The following is a 17,619-nucleotide window of genomic DNA, read 5'->3' as shown; positions in this document are numbered from 1 at the left end:
ACGGGGCGGGCCGTTATTCCATTGTTCGGAGTCGGCCCGCGCTGGGAGCTTGGTCTACTCCTGAATCACCGCAGACAGGTCTTCCCCGCCCAGGACTTTGATAAGGTCGTCCGTCATGCGAGAAAATTCCAGCGTCATCAGACTGAAGTCGGCGGCGAAACGCTCGGCGGCTTCGCCAGTGTCGCCGTCCTTCAACTGTTCCTGCAGTGTGTCCATAAACTTGATGCGCTTGATCTTCAGATCATCGCCTACTGCGAAGCTCAGCTTTTCGTCCCACTCAAGGGAAAGCTGCGTCACCTGCATGCCATTTTCAATATGCGTGGAGATGGCGTCCGTCAAAGATTCAGTGCCTTTGCAGCGAATAACAGTGTCGGAGCCATCGCCGGAGCGCAGTTCACAATTGTCGCCGGAAACGAAAGGCGTCGGCGTGTTGTCTTTCTGCACCCAGTCGGAGAAATGCACCGCAGGGGCTTCGTTCAGCGCGACAAAGCGAATCGGCAGCGTGCCCATGGACTGGCGCAGGAAGGAGGTGAACTCGTCCGCACGAGTTCCAGAGGACGTATCCACCACCAGCAGTCCTTTATCCAGGTCAATGTAGGCGGACATCAGACGTGAACGCTTGAACGCCTGAGGCAGCAGCACTGTAATGACCTGTTCCTTTAGTTCGTTCTTTTCCTTCTTGCGCAGCTTGCGCTGCTCGCGCTCTTCGATTTCCTGAGCGCGCTCTTCTACTTCTTCCTTAATGACGCTGGCGGGCAGAATTTTTTCTTCCCGTTTCAGGGTCAGCAACAGGTAGCGGCCTTGTTGATAGACCAACGCGTCGCTGACCAGGGGCGCGGCGGAAACCCAGCCCAGGCGATAGGTGTCATTAGCCTGGCAAGGCGTAAAAGCGTGTTCGCTCAAACCGGTTTCCAGGTCTTCCAAAGGCCAGGGCACGGGTTTGGTGAAACGGTAAATCAGTGCGTTTTTGAAAAGCATAGGTCTCTATTATCTTAGTGAAGAAGGAAATCGGGTCGGGAATTATGGTGGACCAGGAGAAATTTGGCTAGTTGAGGTTTCGTAATTCCAGCCGGTGTTGAAAGCGGAAGGGCGGTGGCGCGCGCCACCGCCTTGATCCTGCATCAGTATTTCCTGTTGTTGTTGCGATAAAACGTCGTAAAGAACTCAATGCGCTGGCGGAACAGCCCGGCCATGGGTTCGGCGGCGTCGCCCAGCACCATCATGACCTGATTCTGATCGTTGTAGGACGGCCAGGAAGGCAGCATGGGATCATTGGGAGCGCCGCTATGCATGAAGTTGACCAGATAACGTTGCAAGCGGTTCGCCATCGTAATGTCCTGGGGCATGAAGTTGGCGTACATCTCTGGGATCAGGCTGTAGGTTCCGAAAGTGAATGGCAGGTGCCAGCCGTGGGGCGTTCCAGCGAATTGCTCGCGCAGATACTGCGGCGCGTAGTTGAAATAGTAGAACCAGGCGCTGGCGCGTTTGGATTGCTCCAGCGCCAGCCAGCGGTTGGGGGCGTTGTAACGCATGTCGGAAAACACCTTTTCCGCAAACTGCGTGTCGCTCCAGTCTTTGGGATAGAGGGCGCGGGCGGCGTCCTTTTGTTCGCCCAGCGGCGCCAGAATGGTTTCCTGAGTCATGCCTAGCTGCGGCGCAATGCTGACTTCATAGCTGTTGACGCCGGTAAGTAAGGGAACCGGAGCGATTAGTTTGCGATCCACGGCGTCCAATAAAGTGTAAGGCGCCGCTTCATCGCCGATAATCGGGCCGAACGTTGCTTCCGCAGGCATCTCGCTATTCAGCTTTATCAAGGTTCCTGCGGGAATGGCGCGCAGCTGCGCTGCGTCCGCGTCGGCTGCAACGCCTGCCTGGGTGGCGACTTTTATCCCTGCCTTTTTAGCCTGATTGCGATCTTCCAGTCTGAGCCAGGGGGATGCGCTTTGAGCGATGACTTTATGAAACAGCCCCAACGCTTTGGGCGAAGCCATCAGATAGTAAGCGCTGACTGCGCCTGCTCTGTCTCCCGCCAGGGTGACGTTGCCGGGATCGCCGCCAAAGGCGCTGATGTTTTCCTGCACCCATTTCAGGGCTTCAATCTGGTCCAGCAATCCGAAGTTGGCGGGGGTGGTGACGTCTTCGCGGACCAGGGCGGGATGGTCAAAGAAACCGAAATACCCCAGGCGATAATTGATCGTGACCACCACGACGCCCCGATTCGCCAGTTGCGCGCCGTTGCTCAACGGGTAACTGACCACGCCGCTACGGAAGTCGCCGCCATGCAGCCAGACCATGACCGGCTTGGGCGCATCAGGAGCGCCCACGGGAGAGGACGGCGCCCAGACATTAAGGGTTAAGCAGTCCTCACTGATCGACGGGGCGGGCAGCTTGGTGTTGGGGTCCTCCTGGGCGGACTGCGCGCAAGCCGGACCGAACTGGGACGTGACGCGCACGCCGCTCCAGGGTTGCGCCGGTTGTGGTCTGCGCCAGCGATTTTCCTTGATTGGCGGCGCGGCGTAGGGAATGCCCTTGAAAGCGCGCACCCCAAGCTCGCTGACGCCTCTGATCAGTCCCGATTTGACCTGGACCAGCGGGCCGTTGAGGTCTTCCGCTTGAGCGCCGGACAGTAATAACCCGGAAAGCAGCATCGCTTTGGCCAATGTTGTTAAGACTTTGTATCCGGTGTTTCCTGAGTGCATTCTAAAACCCTTGAGCTATTGACCAGGCAGACAAATAGCGTCCTTCTAATTGTCTGCAACGACAGGGCCTGACCTGTGCAGGCCATGTCTCCCGCGGCTGGACGCCGCGCAGGCGCGTCCATGCGCCTGCGTATTAACATGGCGTTGATTTATGGGCGGTTTGCGCCGTGCTTGCTATAGTCCATTAGTTATATTTTGGGAGTGAGATTTAAAAGTCTTTTATAGTCAGAGCGTTAGAAATCCCGTTGCGGAGTATGGCGTAGAGTCTTTCTGAGGCTTGTATTTGTATCCGATGTCGCGAAGACAGTTTTCAATAGAAATCCAGCCTGCTGTCCGTTATAAGGGTTGGCCAGCCAATGCTTTCAGCCACAGAGTTTTACTGCAATGAATATTGAACAAATCCAACACTATTGCCTTGCACTGCCCGGCGTGGAGCGGACCGAATATGGAGCGCCTTCCAATGTGCTGGTGTTTTACGTGCTGGGACGAAAGTTCGCCTATTTCAAAACCAGCGAGCCGGAACGCTGGCGCTTCAGTGTGAGAACCACGCCTGAGCGGTTTTTGGAATTGACGGACCAGGATGGCGTGAAACCGGCGCGCTATATGCACCGGTTTCACTGGGTGTCCATCGTTGACGCCGCCGCTTTTAATGAGGACTATCTGCGTGAGCTGATCGACTGGTCCTATGACAAAGCGGCCTCCAGTCTGCCGAAAAAGCGCCGTCTGGCGTTGGCGCAATTATCATCGAAAGCCTAGAGCGTCAAGCGGCGGCTCCGGATGCTACTTAGTCCAACCATCGACGATTTCCTGCAATTTACCGCTTTGTTTCAACTGTTCCACAGCGGCGCTCATTTTGACGATAAAGTCATCACGATAGGGAAAATTTTGCTTTTTGGTGTTGGAGAAAGCTAAGTAGGCGACTTCTTCACTGATAACCGCAGCGGGCTCAATCTTGAGATCCTTGAGGGTAGGGTCGGAGCGGTTATTTTCCAGCGTCCATAGTACGGAGAGCTTGTCGTTGGGGTGGCCGTCTATGCGGCCTGCGGCCATTTTTTTGAGGTTCGCGATAATGTCGGAAGCCTGACTCATGGTGAACATTGCTTTCTCTTCCTCGGACAAAGTGGCGTAGCCGCTTTGCAGTCCAACCCGCATGCCTTTGAAGTCATCCGGCCATTTATTCAATTGCTTTTTACTGGCCATGTCCTGGGTGACGAACATAGCGACGGTTTCCGTCAGCAAGGCGATGGAGTAATCCATCCAGGGGCGATCTTCTGGGCGGTGATAGGGGGGGAATAAGGCGAACTCCTCGCCGCTTTCCATTTGCGCCAGCGCGCGCTTCCAGGGGAGAGGTTTGAGCGTGATTGTATATTCCGGCGTCAGCTTGGCCGCCTCCATGATGATGTCTACATATATTCCTTTAGGTTTGCCGTTCTCCGCATAGCTATAAGGCGGATAGGCTTCGTCCATCAGCAGGGTGACGGACTGCGCGGCGGCGAAACCCGCGAATCCCAGGATCAGGGCGGCGAATAGAATTATTCTTTTCATACAGACTCCTCTTCAGTGGTTGTCATGAGTGAAAAAGCGAGCATGTGGGAACATCAATAACCGGCGGTGGGAGCGTTCACGTCTCGGGTCCATTTGTCGACGATTTGCTGCAGCCGGTTTTTATCCTTCATGCGCGCCAGGGATCGGTTCATTTTTGCGATGAAGTCTTCCCGATACGGCCATTGCTCGGGATTAATATTGGAAAAAGCGAGATAGGCAACCTCCTCGTTGATGATCGCTGCGGGGGTAATTTCCAGGTTGGCCAGGGACGGGTCCTGGCGATTGTGTTCCAGCGTCCAGACTACCGACAGGTAATCATTGGGGTGACCGTCTATACGGCTCAACGCGATTTGTTTCAGGTTGGTCAATATATTGGGCGACTCGGAAATGACGAACAGTTCTTTTTGTTGTGGCGACAATGTGGCGAACCCCAGCTGCAGGCCGATGCGCAGGCCTTTATAGTCTTCCGGCCAGCGAGTGGGCTTGAGGCGTTCCAGCACCTCAGGGGGCGTAAAAAGCACGACCGTTTCCTTATAAAGTGGAACGGAGTAATCCATCCAACTGCGAGTGACCGGGCGGTAATAGGGCGGGAACACGGCGAACGCGCGCCCGGTTTCAACCAGGTTAAGCGCCCTTTTCCAGGGAAGCGGCTTAAATTTGACCTTGTAGTCAGGAATTGTCTGCATCGCCTCTTTGATGAAGTCGACATAGATGCCTTTGGCTTCGTTGCGTTCGACATAGCTGTATGGCGGATACGACTCATCCATAAGCAGGACTATGCTCTGCGCGTCAGCCCTTGTATACCCGGCCAGCAGGAGAAGGAAGGCGATAACGCTGAGTGCTTTCATATTGCCCATATGCTGGAGGCGGTTTATTAGAAGATATAGATCAGCGTTGAGTGTTTTTCAAACAAGGCATAGTAAAGATGGATAGAAGGTAATGGTTAAGACGTTCATGCGACGACTGGCAATACTTGTCGGGATGGCGGGGCTGTTTCTGGGGGGAGCGGTGGTTGGCTCCCGCTACAATTTGACCGACATTCTGTGCCCGATGGAGGCGGTTCCCTATCTGTTGGAGACGAATTTTGTCAGTGCTGAAGGAATCATATTTCCTAAAGGAACAATCGTGCCGTTGCGCCGCTGCGTATACATGCAACGGTTTGAGTGGAATTTCGCCATCGAAAATTCGGTGAGGCTCACGCGGACGCAGAAGGAAGGCCCTGAACGCTCTGGTTTTTCCATCATTGCTCCCATTGAACAAGCCCGAGAATAAGCGGACGAGACGATAGTTAACCTGCGTGTTTTTTTGCCCGTTGGGCGTTTTTCGTCTTCACTTGTATAGAACTATTGCTTCATTGAAGACGGGAAAAGGGTGACTAAGGTGTCAAACCTGAGTATTCGCTGGAAGATTCAAATTGCTTTTTTTGCGGTGGCGGTGGTGACCATTATCTACAACCGCACTCTCGCCGCCGTGGAGTTGCAGGCGTTGATAGATTTGGCGGAAAGTCGCCAGGTAGCGGCGGAAACCATCGCCGCCATGCAGGAAGAGTATCGCTCGTTCATGGTCAATGCGATCTGGGAGTCCGGCCTGCAGTTTTTGGTTCAGTTCGCCGTCATTTTTGTTCTGGGTAATTATTTCGTACGTCCGATCCTGTCGCTGACAAAGTCGCTGCAGTCCGTGGAAAAAGGCGACTTCACTATCGAAGTGGAAATTACCAGTGAAGACGAAATCGGGCAGTTAGGCCGTCAATGCAACCAGATGCTGGCGACATTGAATCGGGTCATCGCCAGCGTGAACGACTGCTCTGTCCATATGGGACAATCCGCCTATCAGATTGCCGCCGTCGCGCGTGAGATCGAGCGCATCAGCCATGCCGAAGCGACGCGCTCGGAAGAAGTCAATGACGCCACGGAAAGTCTGCACCGGATATCCGAAAAGGTGATGGAAATCGCCCAGACCAATCGGGATGAGGCGATTAAATCCGAGCAAAGCAGCACGGAAGGCATCGCCCTGGTGCAGGAGGTATTGGATCTGCTGGTGCGGCTGGCGGGCGAAATTCGAAGCGCCGCCAGTCAGGTGTCCAGCCTGCAGTCTTCTGTGGGCACAATTGTGACTGCATTGAAAGATATTCTTGAAATCGCCGATCAGACCAACCTGCTGGCGCTCAATGCCGCGATTGAGGCGGCGCGGGCGGGAGAGCAGGGACGTGGTTTTGCGGTGGTGGCGGATGAGGTGCGGGCGTTGTCGCACAGAACGGCGGAGTCAGCGGAGGAGGTCTCACGTATTATTAATGACCTGGATCAGAATGTGACGACCAGTTGCAAGACCATGTCGCGACTGGTGGAAGAGGTGCAATCCAACCGCGGTAAGGCGGAGCGAACCCGGGGTATCATCAGCGATCTGGAGTCCCATGTGAAAGGGTTTGTCGGCAGCTCGGAAGAGATATTCACCAATGTGGAGACCCAGTTGAATCAGTTTTCCGCGCTGGAGACCACATTGGCCTGTCTGTTTGAAACCCTGCGGGAAAATAGCGCCAAGATCGGCAATACCGCCAATATCAGCGACTCGTTGTTCGGCTTGACTCAACGGCTGGATCATGAGCTGTCCGGGCTGGATTTCCGGCGGCACAAAGCGGCCGAGGCGCAATCCAAAGATGCGGAAAGAAGAGCGGCTCCGCGCGTGGAAGGGACTTTGTTGGTGCGTATAGAGTCAGATGGCGGCGGCAGTGAAGGGCTGAGCCAGGACGTGAGCGAGACCGGCATGAATCTGATGGTGAAGGAGTACTATGATGTGGGTGAAAGATTAGTGTTGTCGATTCGCCTGCCGAGTCGGGATCAGAATCGCTACGACCAGCAGCAACCAGTGGCGGTCAACGCCAAAGTCGTATGGAGGAAAACGGAAAGTCAGGGGCGCTATCGTTACGGCGTTCACTTTGTGGACCTGAGTCAGACCTCCGCGCGCTACGTGAAAGATTGCTGTGAGTTTTATAAGAATGTCGCCTGATACGCTGTAAAAGAGGAACGTCTATAAACGGTCATAAAAACATCAAACGCCATTCATATGAATATGGCAGGCTGTCGCTGCGATACGAAGTTACGAGACGAGCAGGTAAGCGCGCACGAGGCCGGTCATCCGAAAGTTAAGTTTTATTCCCCGCCGGTCCATGCCAATATGTGACGTCAACTAGGGGAGACAAAGATGTCAACGAAAATTAGGCGGCAGCAAACCCTGGGCGAAGAGATCGTGAATGCGTTGACCCATGGCATTGGCGCTGTGGTGAGCGTGTCAGCAGTGACGCTGTTGATCGTCTTCGCCAGTCTGCAGGAAGATCCCTGGAAGATTGTGGGCGTGTCCATATACGGCGGCGCGCTGTTTTTGCTGTTGCTGGCGTCCACGCTGTACCACGGAGTCCAGCATCCACGGGCCAAATTCTTTTTAAATCTGTTCGATCATTGCGCTATTTACTTGCTTATCGCCGGCACCTATACGCCGTTTTTGCTGGTGAACCTGCGCGGCGTGCTGGGGTGGAGCATGTTTGGCGTGGTATGGGGGCTGGCGTTGGTGGGCATTGTCTGCAAGCTCTGCTTTCACGGACGTTATAAAACCATTCACCTGTTCAATTATTTGATCATGGGGTGGGTAGGCATTGTGGCGACGCCGGAGCTGATGGACAAACTGTCCAGTAACGCATTCGCCATGATTATCGCTGGGGGATTGGCGTACACCATTGGCGTCTTCTTTTATGTGTGGGACCGCTTTCCCTATGCTCACTCCATCTGGCATTTATTTGTTCTGGGCGGCAGCACCTGTCATTACATTGCCGTCTATAACGGCGTCCTGTAAAGAAAGGCGCAGTTCGCACTGCGCCGTTCTTTTGCTTCTGATACGTCTCATTACCCTAATCGAACTCATAGCTTCCCATATACAGAGACCGATACGTGTAGGATGCATGCAGCCTTTGTGAGTAACGGCCCTGACCAGCCCCCGCCGCGATAAACAAAGGCGCCAGGTGTTCATCGGTGGGGTGCGCTTGCAGCGCATGTGGCGCAGAGCGTCGGTATTCGAATAATGCCTCCCAGTCGTTCTGCACCAGCCTTTCCTCCATCCAAGCGACAAATTCACGCGCCCATCTGGGTTCCTCCGCTTCGTTGGGCCCGATTTCACGCAGATTATGAGTGACGGAACCGGACCCCATTACGGCGATTCCGTTTTCCCTTAAGGGCGCCAGCGCGGCGCCGAGTTCGAACAGCTGTCGCGGCGAGAAGCGTCGCGGCAGGCTGACGGCGACGACGGGAATGTTCCCTTGTGGGTCCATCAGGCTCAGTGGCGCCCAAACGCCATGATCCAACGGTAGTGTTGCTGTGACCTTGGGCGACAGCGGCGCCAATGTCGCTAAAACCTGATCGTTCAGTTTATCGCTGCTGGCAGGCGTCCACTGATAGGCGTAAAGCGCCTCGGGAAAACCATAAAAATCATATTGAATGTGCGCCGGCGCAGTGACGTTCACCGTCAGCGCTTCCGTGCGCCAGTGGGGCGAGATCGCCACGACGCCGCGCAGTCCCGCCATGCTTGAACTCAGCCCGCGCAGAAACTGATGGGCGGGCGCTTCGGCGTGAGTGACCAGGTCCGGCGAACCGTGAGAAATAAACCAGGATGGCGCTTGCATCGTGATCTCCTGAGTGAATTGTATTAAACCCTATGAATGGACCTGTTTGCGATCAAGACTGGCTCAACGCGGCGCGAGGCCCGGATTTGCCCTTAACCAGATCACGGATGGCGAACGCGCCGTCGCCCAGTAAGGCTTGCACCAGGGAGGCGGCCAGCAGGAACGCAGGATACTCCCAACCGCCGCCCTCGGCGCTGAAGGCCCAGCCATTGGCTCCGTGCACGAGAACGATGGACCCCAGCAGAATCGGCGTCAACGCCAGCGCCACCCATTGCGTGCGGTAGCCTGCTATCAATAATGCGCCGCCGCCCAGCTCAGCCATGATGGCGAGGTAAGCGAACCAGCCGGGAAGGCCCAGTGAGCCGAAAAATCCGGCGGTGCCGGCTGGGGTAAACACCAACAGTTTCAGGAGACCGTGGGCGAGGAACATGACGCCCAGGGACAGGCGTAGCAACAAAGCGGCGTAGGGGGCGGTAGAGGTATTAATCATGACTGTGACTCCGAAAGTGTTTATTGGGTTAGGTTGTGAACAGTATGATTTTTCTTTTTATGGTTAACAATTGATCGTATTGTGGTAAAACTGTTAACGATACATTAACAATAGTGTGTTTCTCATATGGATACCGTGACCTCCATGAAATCTTTCTGTGCGGTGGTGCAGGAAGGCGGATTTTCCGCCGCCGGTAGAAAGCTAAACCTTTCCAAGGTGCTGGTGAGTAAATATGTCGGGCAACTGGAAGACCGGCTTGGCGCGAGACTGTTTCATCGCACTACCCGTAAAGTCAGGCTGACGCCCACTGGAGAAGCCTACTATTTGCGCGTTTCGCCCTTGTTGCGTGAATTGGACGATATCGAAGCGAGGGTGCGGGATGAGCATGGCGAGCCGGAAGGACTGCTGCGGATCGCCGCGCCGGCGTCGTTCGCGGAAATCCATCTCATGCCGCTGGTGGCGCTCATGCTGGAAAAATATCCCGGCCTCACTCTTGATGTGCGTCTGGCGGATCGCTACGTGGATTTACTGGAGGAGCAGGTGGATCTCGCTGTGCGCATTGGCTATCTGCAAGACAGCAGTCTGGTGGCGCAGAAGCTGGCCGATATCCCCATTGTCTGGTGCGCTGGCGCGGCCTATCTGGAGCGCCGGCAAGCGCCGCGGTCTCCTGACGATCTCGCGGAGCACTGTGTGATATTCGACAGTAATTACAGCGGCGGCGACTATTGGCCTGTTCCCCGGGAGGGCGGCGTTACCCGCCAGCCTATGCGCAAGCGCGTCAGCGTCAACAGCGCGCGGGCGGCGAAAGAACTCGCGCTTGCCGGTATGGGGCTGGCGCGTCTGCCAGCGTTTGTTATAGGGGAGGAGTTGGCGTCCGGCGTCTTGGTTCCGGTTCTGCGGGATTACTGGCCTGCACCCTCCGCCGTTTATGCGGTTTATCCTCACCGCAGACACTTGTCCGCGCGGGTGAGATTATTCGTAGAGGAGGCGAAAGTTTATTTCAGTACCAATCCGCCGACTCCTCCCTTAGTATGAATGCCCGTTCAAGGGCGAACTTTGCTTATACAATGGTCGTACGTAGTTTTATCTATGTGACGACTTCAATAAAAAATGCCGAAAAATAACTGTTAACCAGGATCAAACAATTAGATAACAAAGATCGCAAACCAAGATAGAGGGAGTTTATGAGTACACACGAAACCCATCCTGCGCCGGCCGATATTGCAAAAAACGCATGGGCCGACAAAGAGACCTACATGCGCATGTATCAAGAGTCCGTCGAGGACCCGGAAGGTTTCTGGAGGCAGCATGGAACGCGAATCGACTGGATCAAGCCTTACACCCAAGTTAAAGACGTCGACTACTCACAGCAGAACCTGCACATTCGCTGGTTCCACGATGGAACGTTGAACGCCTGCTACAACTGCCTTGATCGCCACCTGCCGCAACGGGCGCAGCAGACCGCCATCATCTGGGAAGGCGATGACCCCGCCGATGACGCCAAAATCACGTATCAAGAGCTCTACGACAAGGTTTGCAAATTATCCAATGCACTCAAGGACATGGGAGTCAAAAAAGGCGACGTAGTCACTATCTACATGCCGATGATTCCAGAAGCCGCCATGGCGATGCTGGCCTGCGCGCGGATAGGCGCGCCGCACTCAGTGGTGTTCGGCGGCTTTTCGCCGGAAGCATTGGCCGGGCGCATCGAGGACTGTAAGTCCCGCTTCGTTATCACGGCGGATGAGGGCGTACGCGGCGGACGCATCGTGCCTCTGAAGAAAAATGTCGACGCCGCCGCGGAGATTACCGCCGGCAAAGACGCGGAAGTGGATAAAGTGCTGGTGGTCAAGCGCACTGGCAATGCAGTGAACTGGAGCGAAGGCCGTGACGTCTGGTATCACGACGCCGTCGCCAATGCGTCAACGGACTGCCCGCCGGAAGAAATGTCGGCGGAAGATCCGCTGTTCATCCTTTACACCTCCGGCTCCACCGGCAAACCCAAGGGCGTGCTGCACACCACCGGCGGCTACATGGTGTACGCCTCCATGACTCACCAGTACGTCTTTGACTACAAAGACGGCGATATCTATTGGTGCACCGCAGACGTGGGCTGGATCACCGGTCACAGCTACATCGTATACGGGCCGCTGGCGAACGGCGCCGTCACGCTGATGTTCGAAGGCGTGCCGAACTATCCTGACGCTTCCCGCTGCTGGGAAGTAGTGGATAAGCACAACGTCAACATTTTCTACACCGCGCCTACCGCCATCCGCGCGCTGATGCGTCTGGGCGATGAACCGGTGGTCAAAAGCTCTCGTAAAACGCTCAAACTTCTCGGTACGGTAGGCGAACCGATCAACCCGGAAGCCTGGGACTGGTATTACGAAGTGGTTGGAGAAAAACGCAGCCCCATCGTGGATACCTGGTGGCAGACCGAGACCGGCGGTATTCTAATTACGCCGCTGCCGGGCGCTACTGCGTTGAAACCAGGCTCCGCCACGCTGCCGTTCTTCGGCGTCAAGCCTGCGCTGGTGGACAACGAAGGCGCATTGCTGGATGGGGCCGTATCAGGCAACCTGGTGCTGCTCGACAGCTGGCCTGGCCAGATGAGAACCGTTTATGGGGATCATCAGCGTTTTGTGCAGACCTATTTCTCCAGCTACCCCGGCATGTATTTCACGGGCGACGGCGCACGTCGCGACGAAGACGGCTACTACTGGATCACCGGCCGCGTGGATGACGTGTTGAATGTCTCCGGCCACCGTTTGGGCACCGCCGAAGTGGAAAGCGCGCTGGTGGAGCACGACGCGGTGGCGGAAGCCGCCGTAGTGGGCTTCCCCCACGACGTCAAAGGGCAGGGCATCTACGCTTACGTTACCCTGGGAGTGGGCTTCGAGCCTTCCGACGCATTGCTGAATGAGCTGAAGCAGATGGTGCGCAAGGAGATCGGCCCCATTGCAACGCCGGATGTGATTCAATTCTCTCCCGGCCTGCCGAAGACTCGTTCCGGCAAAATCATGCGCCGTATCCTGCGTAAGATTGCAGCGGACGAGACGGACTCCCTGGGCGATACTTCCACGCTGGCGGATCCCTCTGTTGTGGATGACCTGATCAGTAATCGCGTCAGAGCCTGACCCTGACGTCTGATATGACAACACAGCCCCTCCGCCGTCAGGCGCGAGGGGCTTTTTTTTGTTCCAGCAAGAGAATCCGGGCTAGAATAGCCGCCTGTTTTTGTCGAACTGTCCACTGGAACAACCGCCTATGCGCACTTTCAAGCTGTACGGAACTCTGGGCTGTCATTTATGCGAACTGGCGGAAGAGGTGATCAACGATGTGCTGGAAGCCAATCCTGACGCATTGAACTTTATTGCTGTTGTGAAGGTCGATATCAGTGATAGCGATGAGTTAATGGCGGCGTATGCCGAGCGCATTCCTGTGCTCGCCTGTGCGGAGACACCGGCGGAACTGGCCTGGCCTTTTGATCATCAGGCGTTTGTGAATTTTCTGAATCAGAACCTGAGGTAAAGATGCTGATTGTTGTATCTCCAGCCAAAACGCTGGATTACGAAACCCCCGTACCCACTACCGAGAATACACAGCCACGATTTCTTCCCCAGAGCGCTGAGCTGGTGGATCTCCTCAAGCAACAGGAACCCTGGCGCTTGAGTGAGCTGATGAGTATCAGCGATGAATTGGCGACGCTGAACGCCAACCGTTACCAGTCCTGGTCATTGCCATTCGACAGCGACAACGCCAGACAGGCGCTGTTCGCCTTTAAAGGCGACGTGTATACCGGTCTCGACGCCTATAGTTTGAGAGATGAAGAGGTCAAGACCGCCCAGCAGCGGCTGCGTATCCTGTCTGGTCTTTATGGCGTGCTGCGTCCGCTGGATTTGATGCAGCCTTACCGGTTAGAGATGGGCACTCGTCTGCAAAACCCCAAAGGCGCGAACCTTTACCGTTTCTGGGGCGATACCTTGACCCAGTCGCTCAACGAAGAGGCGCGGGAGACGGGGGCTGATGTGCTGATCAATCTGGCTTCCAATGAATATTACAAAGCCGTGAACGAGAAGAAACTGGCGATACCTGTGATTACGCCTGTATTTCTTGATATGAAAGGGGGCAAGTACAAAGTCGTCAGTTTCTGGGCGAAAAAGGCGCGCGGCATGATGACCCGCTATATTTTGCAACACAGACTGGAGCGTCCGGAAGACATCAAGAACTTTGACGTCGACGGCTACTGCTACAACCCCTCGCTTTCCGAGGGCGGTCAGTGGGCGTTTACCCGGGATCATCATTGATCCGCACAGATATTAAGCTGGCAGTGATATTGGCATGTTAATAACCAGGCGTATGGATGCGCCTGCGCGGCGGCGAGCCGCGGAAGACAGAACCCGACATGTGCGGGCCCTGTTGTAGCCGACAAATAGAAGGAATCTGTTTGTCGGCCTGATTAATCGCTTTATGAACCTTTATTAGCAGAGCTGAACAAGTGAACGCACAGACACCTAAACCGACGCGGGAAAAGCTGTTTACGCTGATTTCAATTCTGATTGCCGTCGCAGTCGCTTTGACAGCCGTCGAATTCGCTTTGGGCTATCTTTCCCGGCAAGCGGCGGCGAGTGAAACCATGGACCCGGGATTGTTGGAGTACGACGCCCAGTTGGGCTGGCGATTGGCCCGGAGCTGGAGTGGAACGCATGAGCACCAGGATTTCAAAGTGCATTACCAGACCAACCCGCTTGGCTTGCGTACGCCGGTTTCCACGTTGTCCGCTGATAAAAAAGTGGCGATAGTGGGAGACAGTTTCGCGTTTGGGCTGGGAGTGAACGAGGGGGAAACTTTTTCTGACCTTTTGAACGCCCGCAGCCCGGATTGGCGCTTCGCCAACTTTGGAACCCCCGGCTACAGCACTGACCAGCAGCTACTGCTCTATCGGGATATGGTGAGCAAGTTTAAGCCGACGAAAACCTTATTGGTGGTTTATCTGGGCAATGATCTGCTGGACAACCGGCTGCCATATCCCTTGCAGGCGGTATATGGCAAACCCTACTTTACCCTGAACGACGGAGAATTGGCGCTACGCAATACGCCGGTGCCGCAAGCGCCTAAGCCAGCGGGATATCCTTATACGTTCACCAGTGAAATGATGCGCGGCTTGCCTGAATCGGGCTGGAAAAGCCGTCTGCGTTCGTTGCAGATAGGCCAGCGTTTACTGGCTTTGCTTGATGACCCTGAGCAATACCACTCCCATTTCGCGGAAAAGTTCGAGCCGGACTTGCAGCTCATGCAGGCGCTGGCGGATGAAATGCGTAAAGAAGCGGAAGCCGTTGGCGAAGGCGAAGACGCATTCATGGTGGCGTTGCTGCCGGGGCGCTCCTATATCGCCCAGGCTCGTTCTTTGCCCGCCTATTATCAGGAATTTGTTCGCGACGCTCTGAAACAGCAGTTTGGGAGCATGGGCGTTCCTGTTATTGACGTCGCTGCGGAGCTCAGCGCGCAAGCCCAGCAGGGCGGGACGGACTGGTATCACCCAAATGAAGGGCACTTCACGCCGGCCGGCCACAAGGTGGTGGCGGACATTCTGTGGGAGAAACTGCAAGGGCGACTGGAATAACCAGCCAAGTGCAGGGCCTGCTGGCGGTCGCTCTGGGCGGCCGGGTTTTGTCTGTTTACTTATTGACCTTGCTGCGTATAATGGGCCCCGAATTTGGGAGGAGAAATTTATGTCCGTTGAGCAGTTTGAAAATTTGAGCCTGGTGATTTTAATCTCGGTGTTGGTCGGGTTTATGGCCTTCATCGTTTATGATTTGGCCAAGCGCTCCAAAGCAGGCAAATTCGGCACATTTATCCTGTTCACTGCTTTGGGACTGGGTGTACTGGGTTTTGTGATCAAAACCGTTCTGGTTGAAGTATTGAACGTGTAGCCGCCTTAGATTTTCAAAAAAGCCGCCCCGGAGCAATCCGCGGCGGCTTTTTTAGTGGCGTAGAATAGCCTGTCCCAGGCGCAGAAAATGGTATTGCATGAGTGAGCTGGGACGTGCGTGTATTAGCAGGATTCCCGCACCACCAGCTGTGCAGTCAACAGGCGGTTGTTATTGGTGTCGCCTTTCAGGACCGCTTGCGCAGCCAGACGCCCTTTGGCCACACTAGGCTGGTGTACAGTGGTCAGGCTGGGTCGCCAGTGCGCGGCGTCGGGAATGTCGTCAAAGCCGACAATTTTGACATCCTCTGGCACCTTGAAGCCTAAGTCCAGGCTGGCCTGAATCGCAGCCAGGGCCAGACGGTCGCTCATGCAAAGCAAAATGCGTGGACGCGGTTTGGCGGACAAGGCTTCGCGAGCCGCCTGATAGCCATTCTGGAAGTTGCTGTCGGGAGTGTGCCAGATCATATCAGGCCGAATGTGTCGGTCCATGGCCTCTGCGGCGGCAAGATAACCGTTGAGGCGGCGTCTTGAAATCGATATCTCATCCCCAAACATCTCCGCGTCTTTAATGCGCCGCACTTCATTTATGTTGAGCAGGCGCAGGCCAATAATGGCAGCTTCGCCATCTGAGCGCTTAAAGGCATGCTCCGCGCTTTCACGAGCGCCGCTGAAATTATCCACATTGATGGAGGTATGGCTCTCGCCCAGATCGAAGTCTACGGTGATCAGCGTTTTCTGTTGCTGGAGAATGCGCTCTACGATGCTTTCATCATTGGGGCGGCCGTACATGATAAATGCGTCGGGCACCGATTCAATGGAGCGATGCTTGTAATAATCCGCGCGGGTAGGCAGCAGGAACATGTTGACGCCATTGCTGTCGAACACTTCGGCTACGCCCTGCAGAAACTGGCTGGCGACCGGATCGGTAAAGTTGAAGTGCAGACGGTCCGCCACCATGACGCCGATAATGCCGCTGGTGCCGCGACGCAGACTGGCGGCAGTGGCGTTAGGGCCGTTATAGCCCAGTCGCAGACATTCTTTGAGGATATGGCTCCTCAATTTGGCCGATAGTTGGTCCGGCCGGTTATAAGCGTTGGAAATGGTCGCGGTTGATACACCCAGCTCCGACGCCACATCTTTCAAGGTCAATTTCTTCACTGTTGCTCCTTGTTATTCGTCGCCGTCGTTCGGCAGGTTTTAATAAACATTCCACTTCCTTGTATGTTGATGAGTCCGGTTCGGCCCCTCGTGAGGGCATACGGATAAATAGAAGGTCCTGTCGCGCAAGGGGTACAGCGCAACATGGCGGCATAGGGAGTCTAATTGGCTGGAAATTTATGTCCACTCATTTTGCGGTAAAAATTAGGTATTTTTACGTAAAAAGTGAAAGTGTAGCGTAGTTTGTGCAGATAAACTTGCATTGTGGGAAAATTGTTAACGAGTGTTCACTTTTTTTTGGGGCTGACTATAATGCGCGTCCCTTTTGTTGTTCTCCTCATTTTCGAGGAGGTTCCGTTGTAGTTTTGGGACGATCCCATCAAGGTAATTTCATGAAGTCTTTTGTTGTTAATGCGCTGGCAGTCGCAGCCCTGTCCGTTTCCTGTATGTCTGCTCAAGCGGAAGAAGTTCAAGATTCTCGTAGCCTTTACTTTGCTCTTACTGGTGGCTTCACTTTTGGTGGAGACGAGCTGGCGAAATTTAAATACGCTGATGGCGACACTGCAAAGTTGGAAGCCGGTGGGTTGGTAAATCTTGGCGTGGGCATGTTGTGGCAATCTCAAGAGCAGCCAATCGCCGCTCAGTTGACACTGAACTATCAATTTGATCACGCCAGCGCAAAAAATGGCGATGCTACATTTGATCGTGTTCCTCTTGAGGCAGTGGTTTTTTATACCGGTGTTCAAGATTGGCGTTTCGGCGCAGGTGTTCGCTATGTAGCGAGCCCGGAATTGGAGGTCGAGCTTGACGGTGATACTGTTACAGTTGATTTCGAGCCTACCATTGGGTTTGTTGTTGAGGCTGGCTACCAAGTGACCAATAACCTATGGTTGAACGTACGTGGCGTTTCTGAAAAGTATGAGCCTGATACATTAACTTTCGGCGGCAGAACGCTATCTGCTGACTCAGGCGAAGACGTTAGCGGCAACCATGTCGGCGTGAACCTGGTCGCACTGTTCTAATTAGCTGCAAGCCAGTTCTCGTGTGAGTAAGCCTCCCGCCGCAAGGCCGGAGGCTTTTCTTTTATACAGGGACTGGCCGCCAGCGTTTATATTTTTCTCTTCTCTTC

General features: G+C 54.8%; 18 protein-coding genes. 11 read left to right on the top strand and 7 right to left on the bottom strand.

The genetic code is table 11. The annotated features are described in order from the left end of the window. Window positions 1-54: 54 nt before the first annotated feature. Window positions 55-978 carry a recombination-associated protein RdgC gene (locus AC2IBB_RS24490; RefSeq protein ID WP_486329334.1) on the bottom strand — a complete coding sequence of 308 codons (924 nt, stop codon included), beginning with the start codon at window positions 976-978 and terminating at the stop codon, window positions 55-57. 143 nt (window positions 979-1,121) lie between these two features. Further along, on the bottom strand, window positions 1,122-2,699 hold the full coding sequence (locus tag AC2IBB_RS24485) for a carboxylesterase/lipase family protein (RefSeq protein WP_486329333.1): 1,578 nt from the start codon (window positions 2,697-2,699) through the stop codon (window positions 1,122-1,124). Between the two features lie 384 nt (window positions 2,700-3,083). On the opposite strand from AC2IBB_RS24485, the gene AC2IBB_RS24480 reads away from it, so the two are divergent. After that, window positions 3,084-3,455 carry an MmcQ/YjbR family DNA-binding protein gene (locus AC2IBB_RS24480; RefSeq protein ID WP_486329332.1) on the top strand — a complete coding sequence of 124 codons (372 nt, stop codon included), beginning with the start codon at window positions 3,084-3,086 and terminating at the stop codon, window positions 3,453-3,455. Window positions 3,456-3,479: 24 nt separating this feature from the next. Here AC2IBB_RS24480 and AC2IBB_RS24475 read toward each other — a convergent pair whose 3' ends face one another. Beyond that, window positions 3,480-4,244: a substrate-binding periplasmic protein gene (locus AC2IBB_RS24475; RefSeq protein WP_486329331.1), complete on the bottom strand. Its 765-nt coding sequence runs from the start codon at window positions 4,242-4,244 to the stop codon at window positions 3,480-3,482. Window positions 4,245-4,297: 53 nt separating this feature from the next. Next, the gene (locus AC2IBB_RS24470; RefSeq protein ID WP_486329330.1) at window positions 4,298-5,092 is read right to left on the bottom strand and encodes a substrate-binding periplasmic protein; all 795 of its coding nucleotides are present in this window, start codon (window positions 5,090-5,092) and stop codon (window positions 4,298-4,300) included. A gap of 91 nt (window positions 5,093-5,183) precedes the next feature. Here AC2IBB_RS24470 and AC2IBB_RS24465 point away from each other — a divergent pair, with 91 nt between their 5' ends. The 3 genes from AC2IBB_RS24465 (at window position 5,184) to trhA (ending at window position 8,087) form a co-directional block, all read left to right on the top strand. Next, window positions 5,184-5,516, top strand: a complete 333-nt coding sequence (locus AC2IBB_RS24465) for a hypothetical protein (protein ID WP_486329329.1) — start codon at window positions 5,184-5,186, stop codon at window positions 5,514-5,516. A 108-nt stretch (window positions 5,517-5,624) separates the two neighbouring features. Continuing rightward, a complete protein-coding gene (locus tag AC2IBB_RS24460) occupies window positions 5,625-7,247 on the top strand; it encodes a methyl-accepting chemotaxis protein (protein WP_486329328.1) in 1,623 nt (540 codons plus the stop codon). Window positions 7,248-7,442: 195 nt separating this feature from the next. Continuing rightward, a complete protein-coding gene (trhA, locus tag AC2IBB_RS24455) occupies window positions 7,443-8,087 on the top strand; it encodes a PAQR family membrane homeostasis protein TrhA (protein WP_486329327.1) in 645 nt (214 codons plus the stop codon). A gap of 55 nt (window positions 8,088-8,142) precedes the next feature. Here trhA and AC2IBB_RS24450 read toward each other — a convergent pair whose 3' ends face one another. After that, complete coding sequence (locus AC2IBB_RS24450) at window positions 8,143-8,910, bottom strand: DODA-type extradiol aromatic ring-opening family dioxygenase (RefSeq protein WP_486329326.1); 768 nt, start codon at window positions 8,908-8,910, stop codon at window positions 8,143-8,145. Between the two features lie 52 nt (window positions 8,911-8,962). Then, window positions 8,963-9,400, bottom strand: a complete 438-nt coding sequence (locus AC2IBB_RS24445; protein ID WP_486329325.1) for a DoxX family protein — start codon at window positions 9,398-9,400, stop codon at window positions 8,963-8,965. Between the two features lie 126 nt (window positions 9,401-9,526). On the opposite strand from AC2IBB_RS24445, the gene AC2IBB_RS24440 reads away from it, so the two are divergent. From AC2IBB_RS24440 to AC2IBB_RS24415, 6 genes are all read left to right on the top strand, one after another. Then, on the top strand, window positions 9,527-10,435 hold the full coding sequence (locus tag AC2IBB_RS24440) for a LysR family transcriptional regulator (protein WP_486329324.1): 909 nt from the start codon (window positions 9,527-9,529) through the stop codon (window positions 10,433-10,435). A 149-nt stretch (window positions 10,436-10,584) separates the two neighbouring features. Then, window positions 10,585-12,537 (top strand): acetate--CoA ligase, encoded by a 1,953-nt coding sequence (gene acs / locus AC2IBB_RS24435; RefSeq protein ID WP_486329323.1) that lies wholly within the window; start codon window positions 10,585-10,587, stop codon window positions 12,535-12,537. Window positions 12,538-12,667: 130 nt separating this feature from the next. Then, a complete protein-coding gene (locus AC2IBB_RS24430) occupies window positions 12,668-12,931 on the top strand; it encodes a glutaredoxin family protein (RefSeq protein ID WP_486329322.1) in 264 nt (87 codons plus the stop codon). Between the two features lie 2 nt (window positions 12,932-12,933). Continuing rightward, complete coding sequence (gene yaaA, locus AC2IBB_RS24425; protein ID WP_486329321.1) at window positions 12,934-13,707, top strand: peroxide stress protein YaaA; 774 nt, start codon at window positions 12,934-12,936, stop codon at window positions 13,705-13,707. 191 nt (window positions 13,708-13,898) lie between these two features. Next, complete coding sequence (locus tag AC2IBB_RS24420; RefSeq protein WP_486329320.1) at window positions 13,899-15,023, top strand: SGNH/GDSL hydrolase family protein; 1,125 nt, start codon at window positions 13,899-13,901, stop codon at window positions 15,021-15,023. A gap of 109 nt (window positions 15,024-15,132) precedes the next feature. Continuing rightward, window positions 15,133-15,333 (top strand): DUF2788 domain-containing protein, encoded by a 201-nt coding sequence (locus tag AC2IBB_RS24415; protein ID WP_486329319.1) that lies wholly within the window; start codon window positions 15,133-15,135, stop codon window positions 15,331-15,333. Window positions 15,334-15,455: 122 nt separating this feature from the next. On the opposite strand, the gene AC2IBB_RS24410 is transcribed toward AC2IBB_RS24415, so the two are convergent. After that, on the bottom strand, window positions 15,456-16,490 hold the full coding sequence (locus AC2IBB_RS24410) for a LacI family DNA-binding transcriptional regulator (RefSeq protein WP_486329318.1): 1,035 nt from the start codon (window positions 16,488-16,490) through the stop codon (window positions 15,456-15,458). Window positions 16,491-16,882: 392 nt separating this feature from the next. Between AC2IBB_RS24410 and AC2IBB_RS24405 the strand changes: the two genes are divergently transcribed. Next, a complete protein-coding gene (locus tag AC2IBB_RS24405) occupies window positions 16,883-17,512 on the top strand; it encodes a hypothetical protein (protein WP_486329317.1) in 630 nt (209 codons plus the stop codon). Window positions 17,513-17,619: the final 107 nt, after the last annotated feature.

It is taken from the genome of Hahella sp. NS-SX17, assembly GCF_057367735.1.
The sequence above is the reverse complement of the archived record's forward strand: the minus strand, read 5'-3'. Positions and strand labels throughout refer to the sequence as shown.

What these genes read in the sequence shown, in the direction of transcription:
- acs (WP_486329323.1), top strand. Translation starts at nt 10,585, where the DNA reads ATGAGTACACACGAAACCCATCCTGCGCCGGCCGATATTGCAAAAAAC.
- AC2IBB_RS24475 (WP_486329331.1), bottom strand. Translation starts at nt 4,244, where the DNA reads ATGAAAAGAATAATTCTATTCGCCGCCCTGATCCTGGGATTCGCGGGT.
- AC2IBB_RS24465 (WP_486329329.1), top strand. Translation starts at nt 5,184, where the DNA reads ATGGTTAAGACGTTCATGCGACGACTGGCAATACTTGTCGGGATGGCG.
- AC2IBB_RS24485 (WP_486329333.1), bottom strand. Translation starts at nt 2,699, where the DNA reads ATGCACTCAGGAAACACCGGATACAAAGTCTTAACAACATTGGCCAAA.
- AC2IBB_RS24440 (WP_486329324.1), top strand. Translation starts at nt 9,527, where the DNA reads ATGGATACCGTGACCTCCATGAAATCTTTCTGTGCGGTGGTGCAGGAA.
- AC2IBB_RS24430 (WP_486329322.1), top strand. Translation starts at nt 12,668, where the DNA reads ATGCGCACTTTCAAGCTGTACGGAACTCTGGGCTGTCATTTATGCGAA.
- AC2IBB_RS24450 (WP_486329326.1), bottom strand. Translation starts at nt 8,910, where the DNA reads ATGCAAGCGCCATCCTGGTTTATTTCTCACGGTTCGCCGGACCTGGTC.
- AC2IBB_RS24415 (WP_486329319.1), top strand. Translation starts at nt 15,133, where the DNA reads ATGTCCGTTGAGCAGTTTGAAAATTTGAGCCTGGTGATTTTAATCTCG.
- AC2IBB_RS24405 (WP_486329317.1), top strand. Translation starts at nt 16,883, where the DNA reads ATGAAGTCTTTTGTTGTTAATGCGCTGGCAGTCGCAGCCCTGTCCGTT.
- AC2IBB_RS24445 (WP_486329325.1), bottom strand. Translation starts at nt 9,400, where the DNA reads ATGATTAATACCTCTACCGCCCCCTACGCCGCTTTGTTGCTACGCCTG.
- AC2IBB_RS24480 (WP_486329332.1), top strand. Translation starts at nt 3,084, where the DNA reads ATGAATATTGAACAAATCCAACACTATTGCCTTGCACTGCCCGGCGTG.
- AC2IBB_RS24490 (WP_486329334.1), bottom strand. Translation starts at nt 978, where the DNA reads ATGCTTTTCAAAAACGCACTGATTTACCGTTTCACCAAACCCGTGCCC.
- AC2IBB_RS24470 (WP_486329330.1), bottom strand. Translation starts at nt 5,092, where the DNA reads ATGAAAGCACTCAGCGTTATCGCCTTCCTTCTCCTGCTGGCCGGGTAT.
- trhA (WP_486329327.1), top strand. Translation starts at nt 7,443, where the DNA reads ATGTCAACGAAAATTAGGCGGCAGCAAACCCTGGGCGAAGAGATCGTG.
- yaaA (WP_486329321.1), top strand. Translation starts at nt 12,934, where the DNA reads ATGCTGATTGTTGTATCTCCAGCCAAAACGCTGGATTACGAAACCCCC.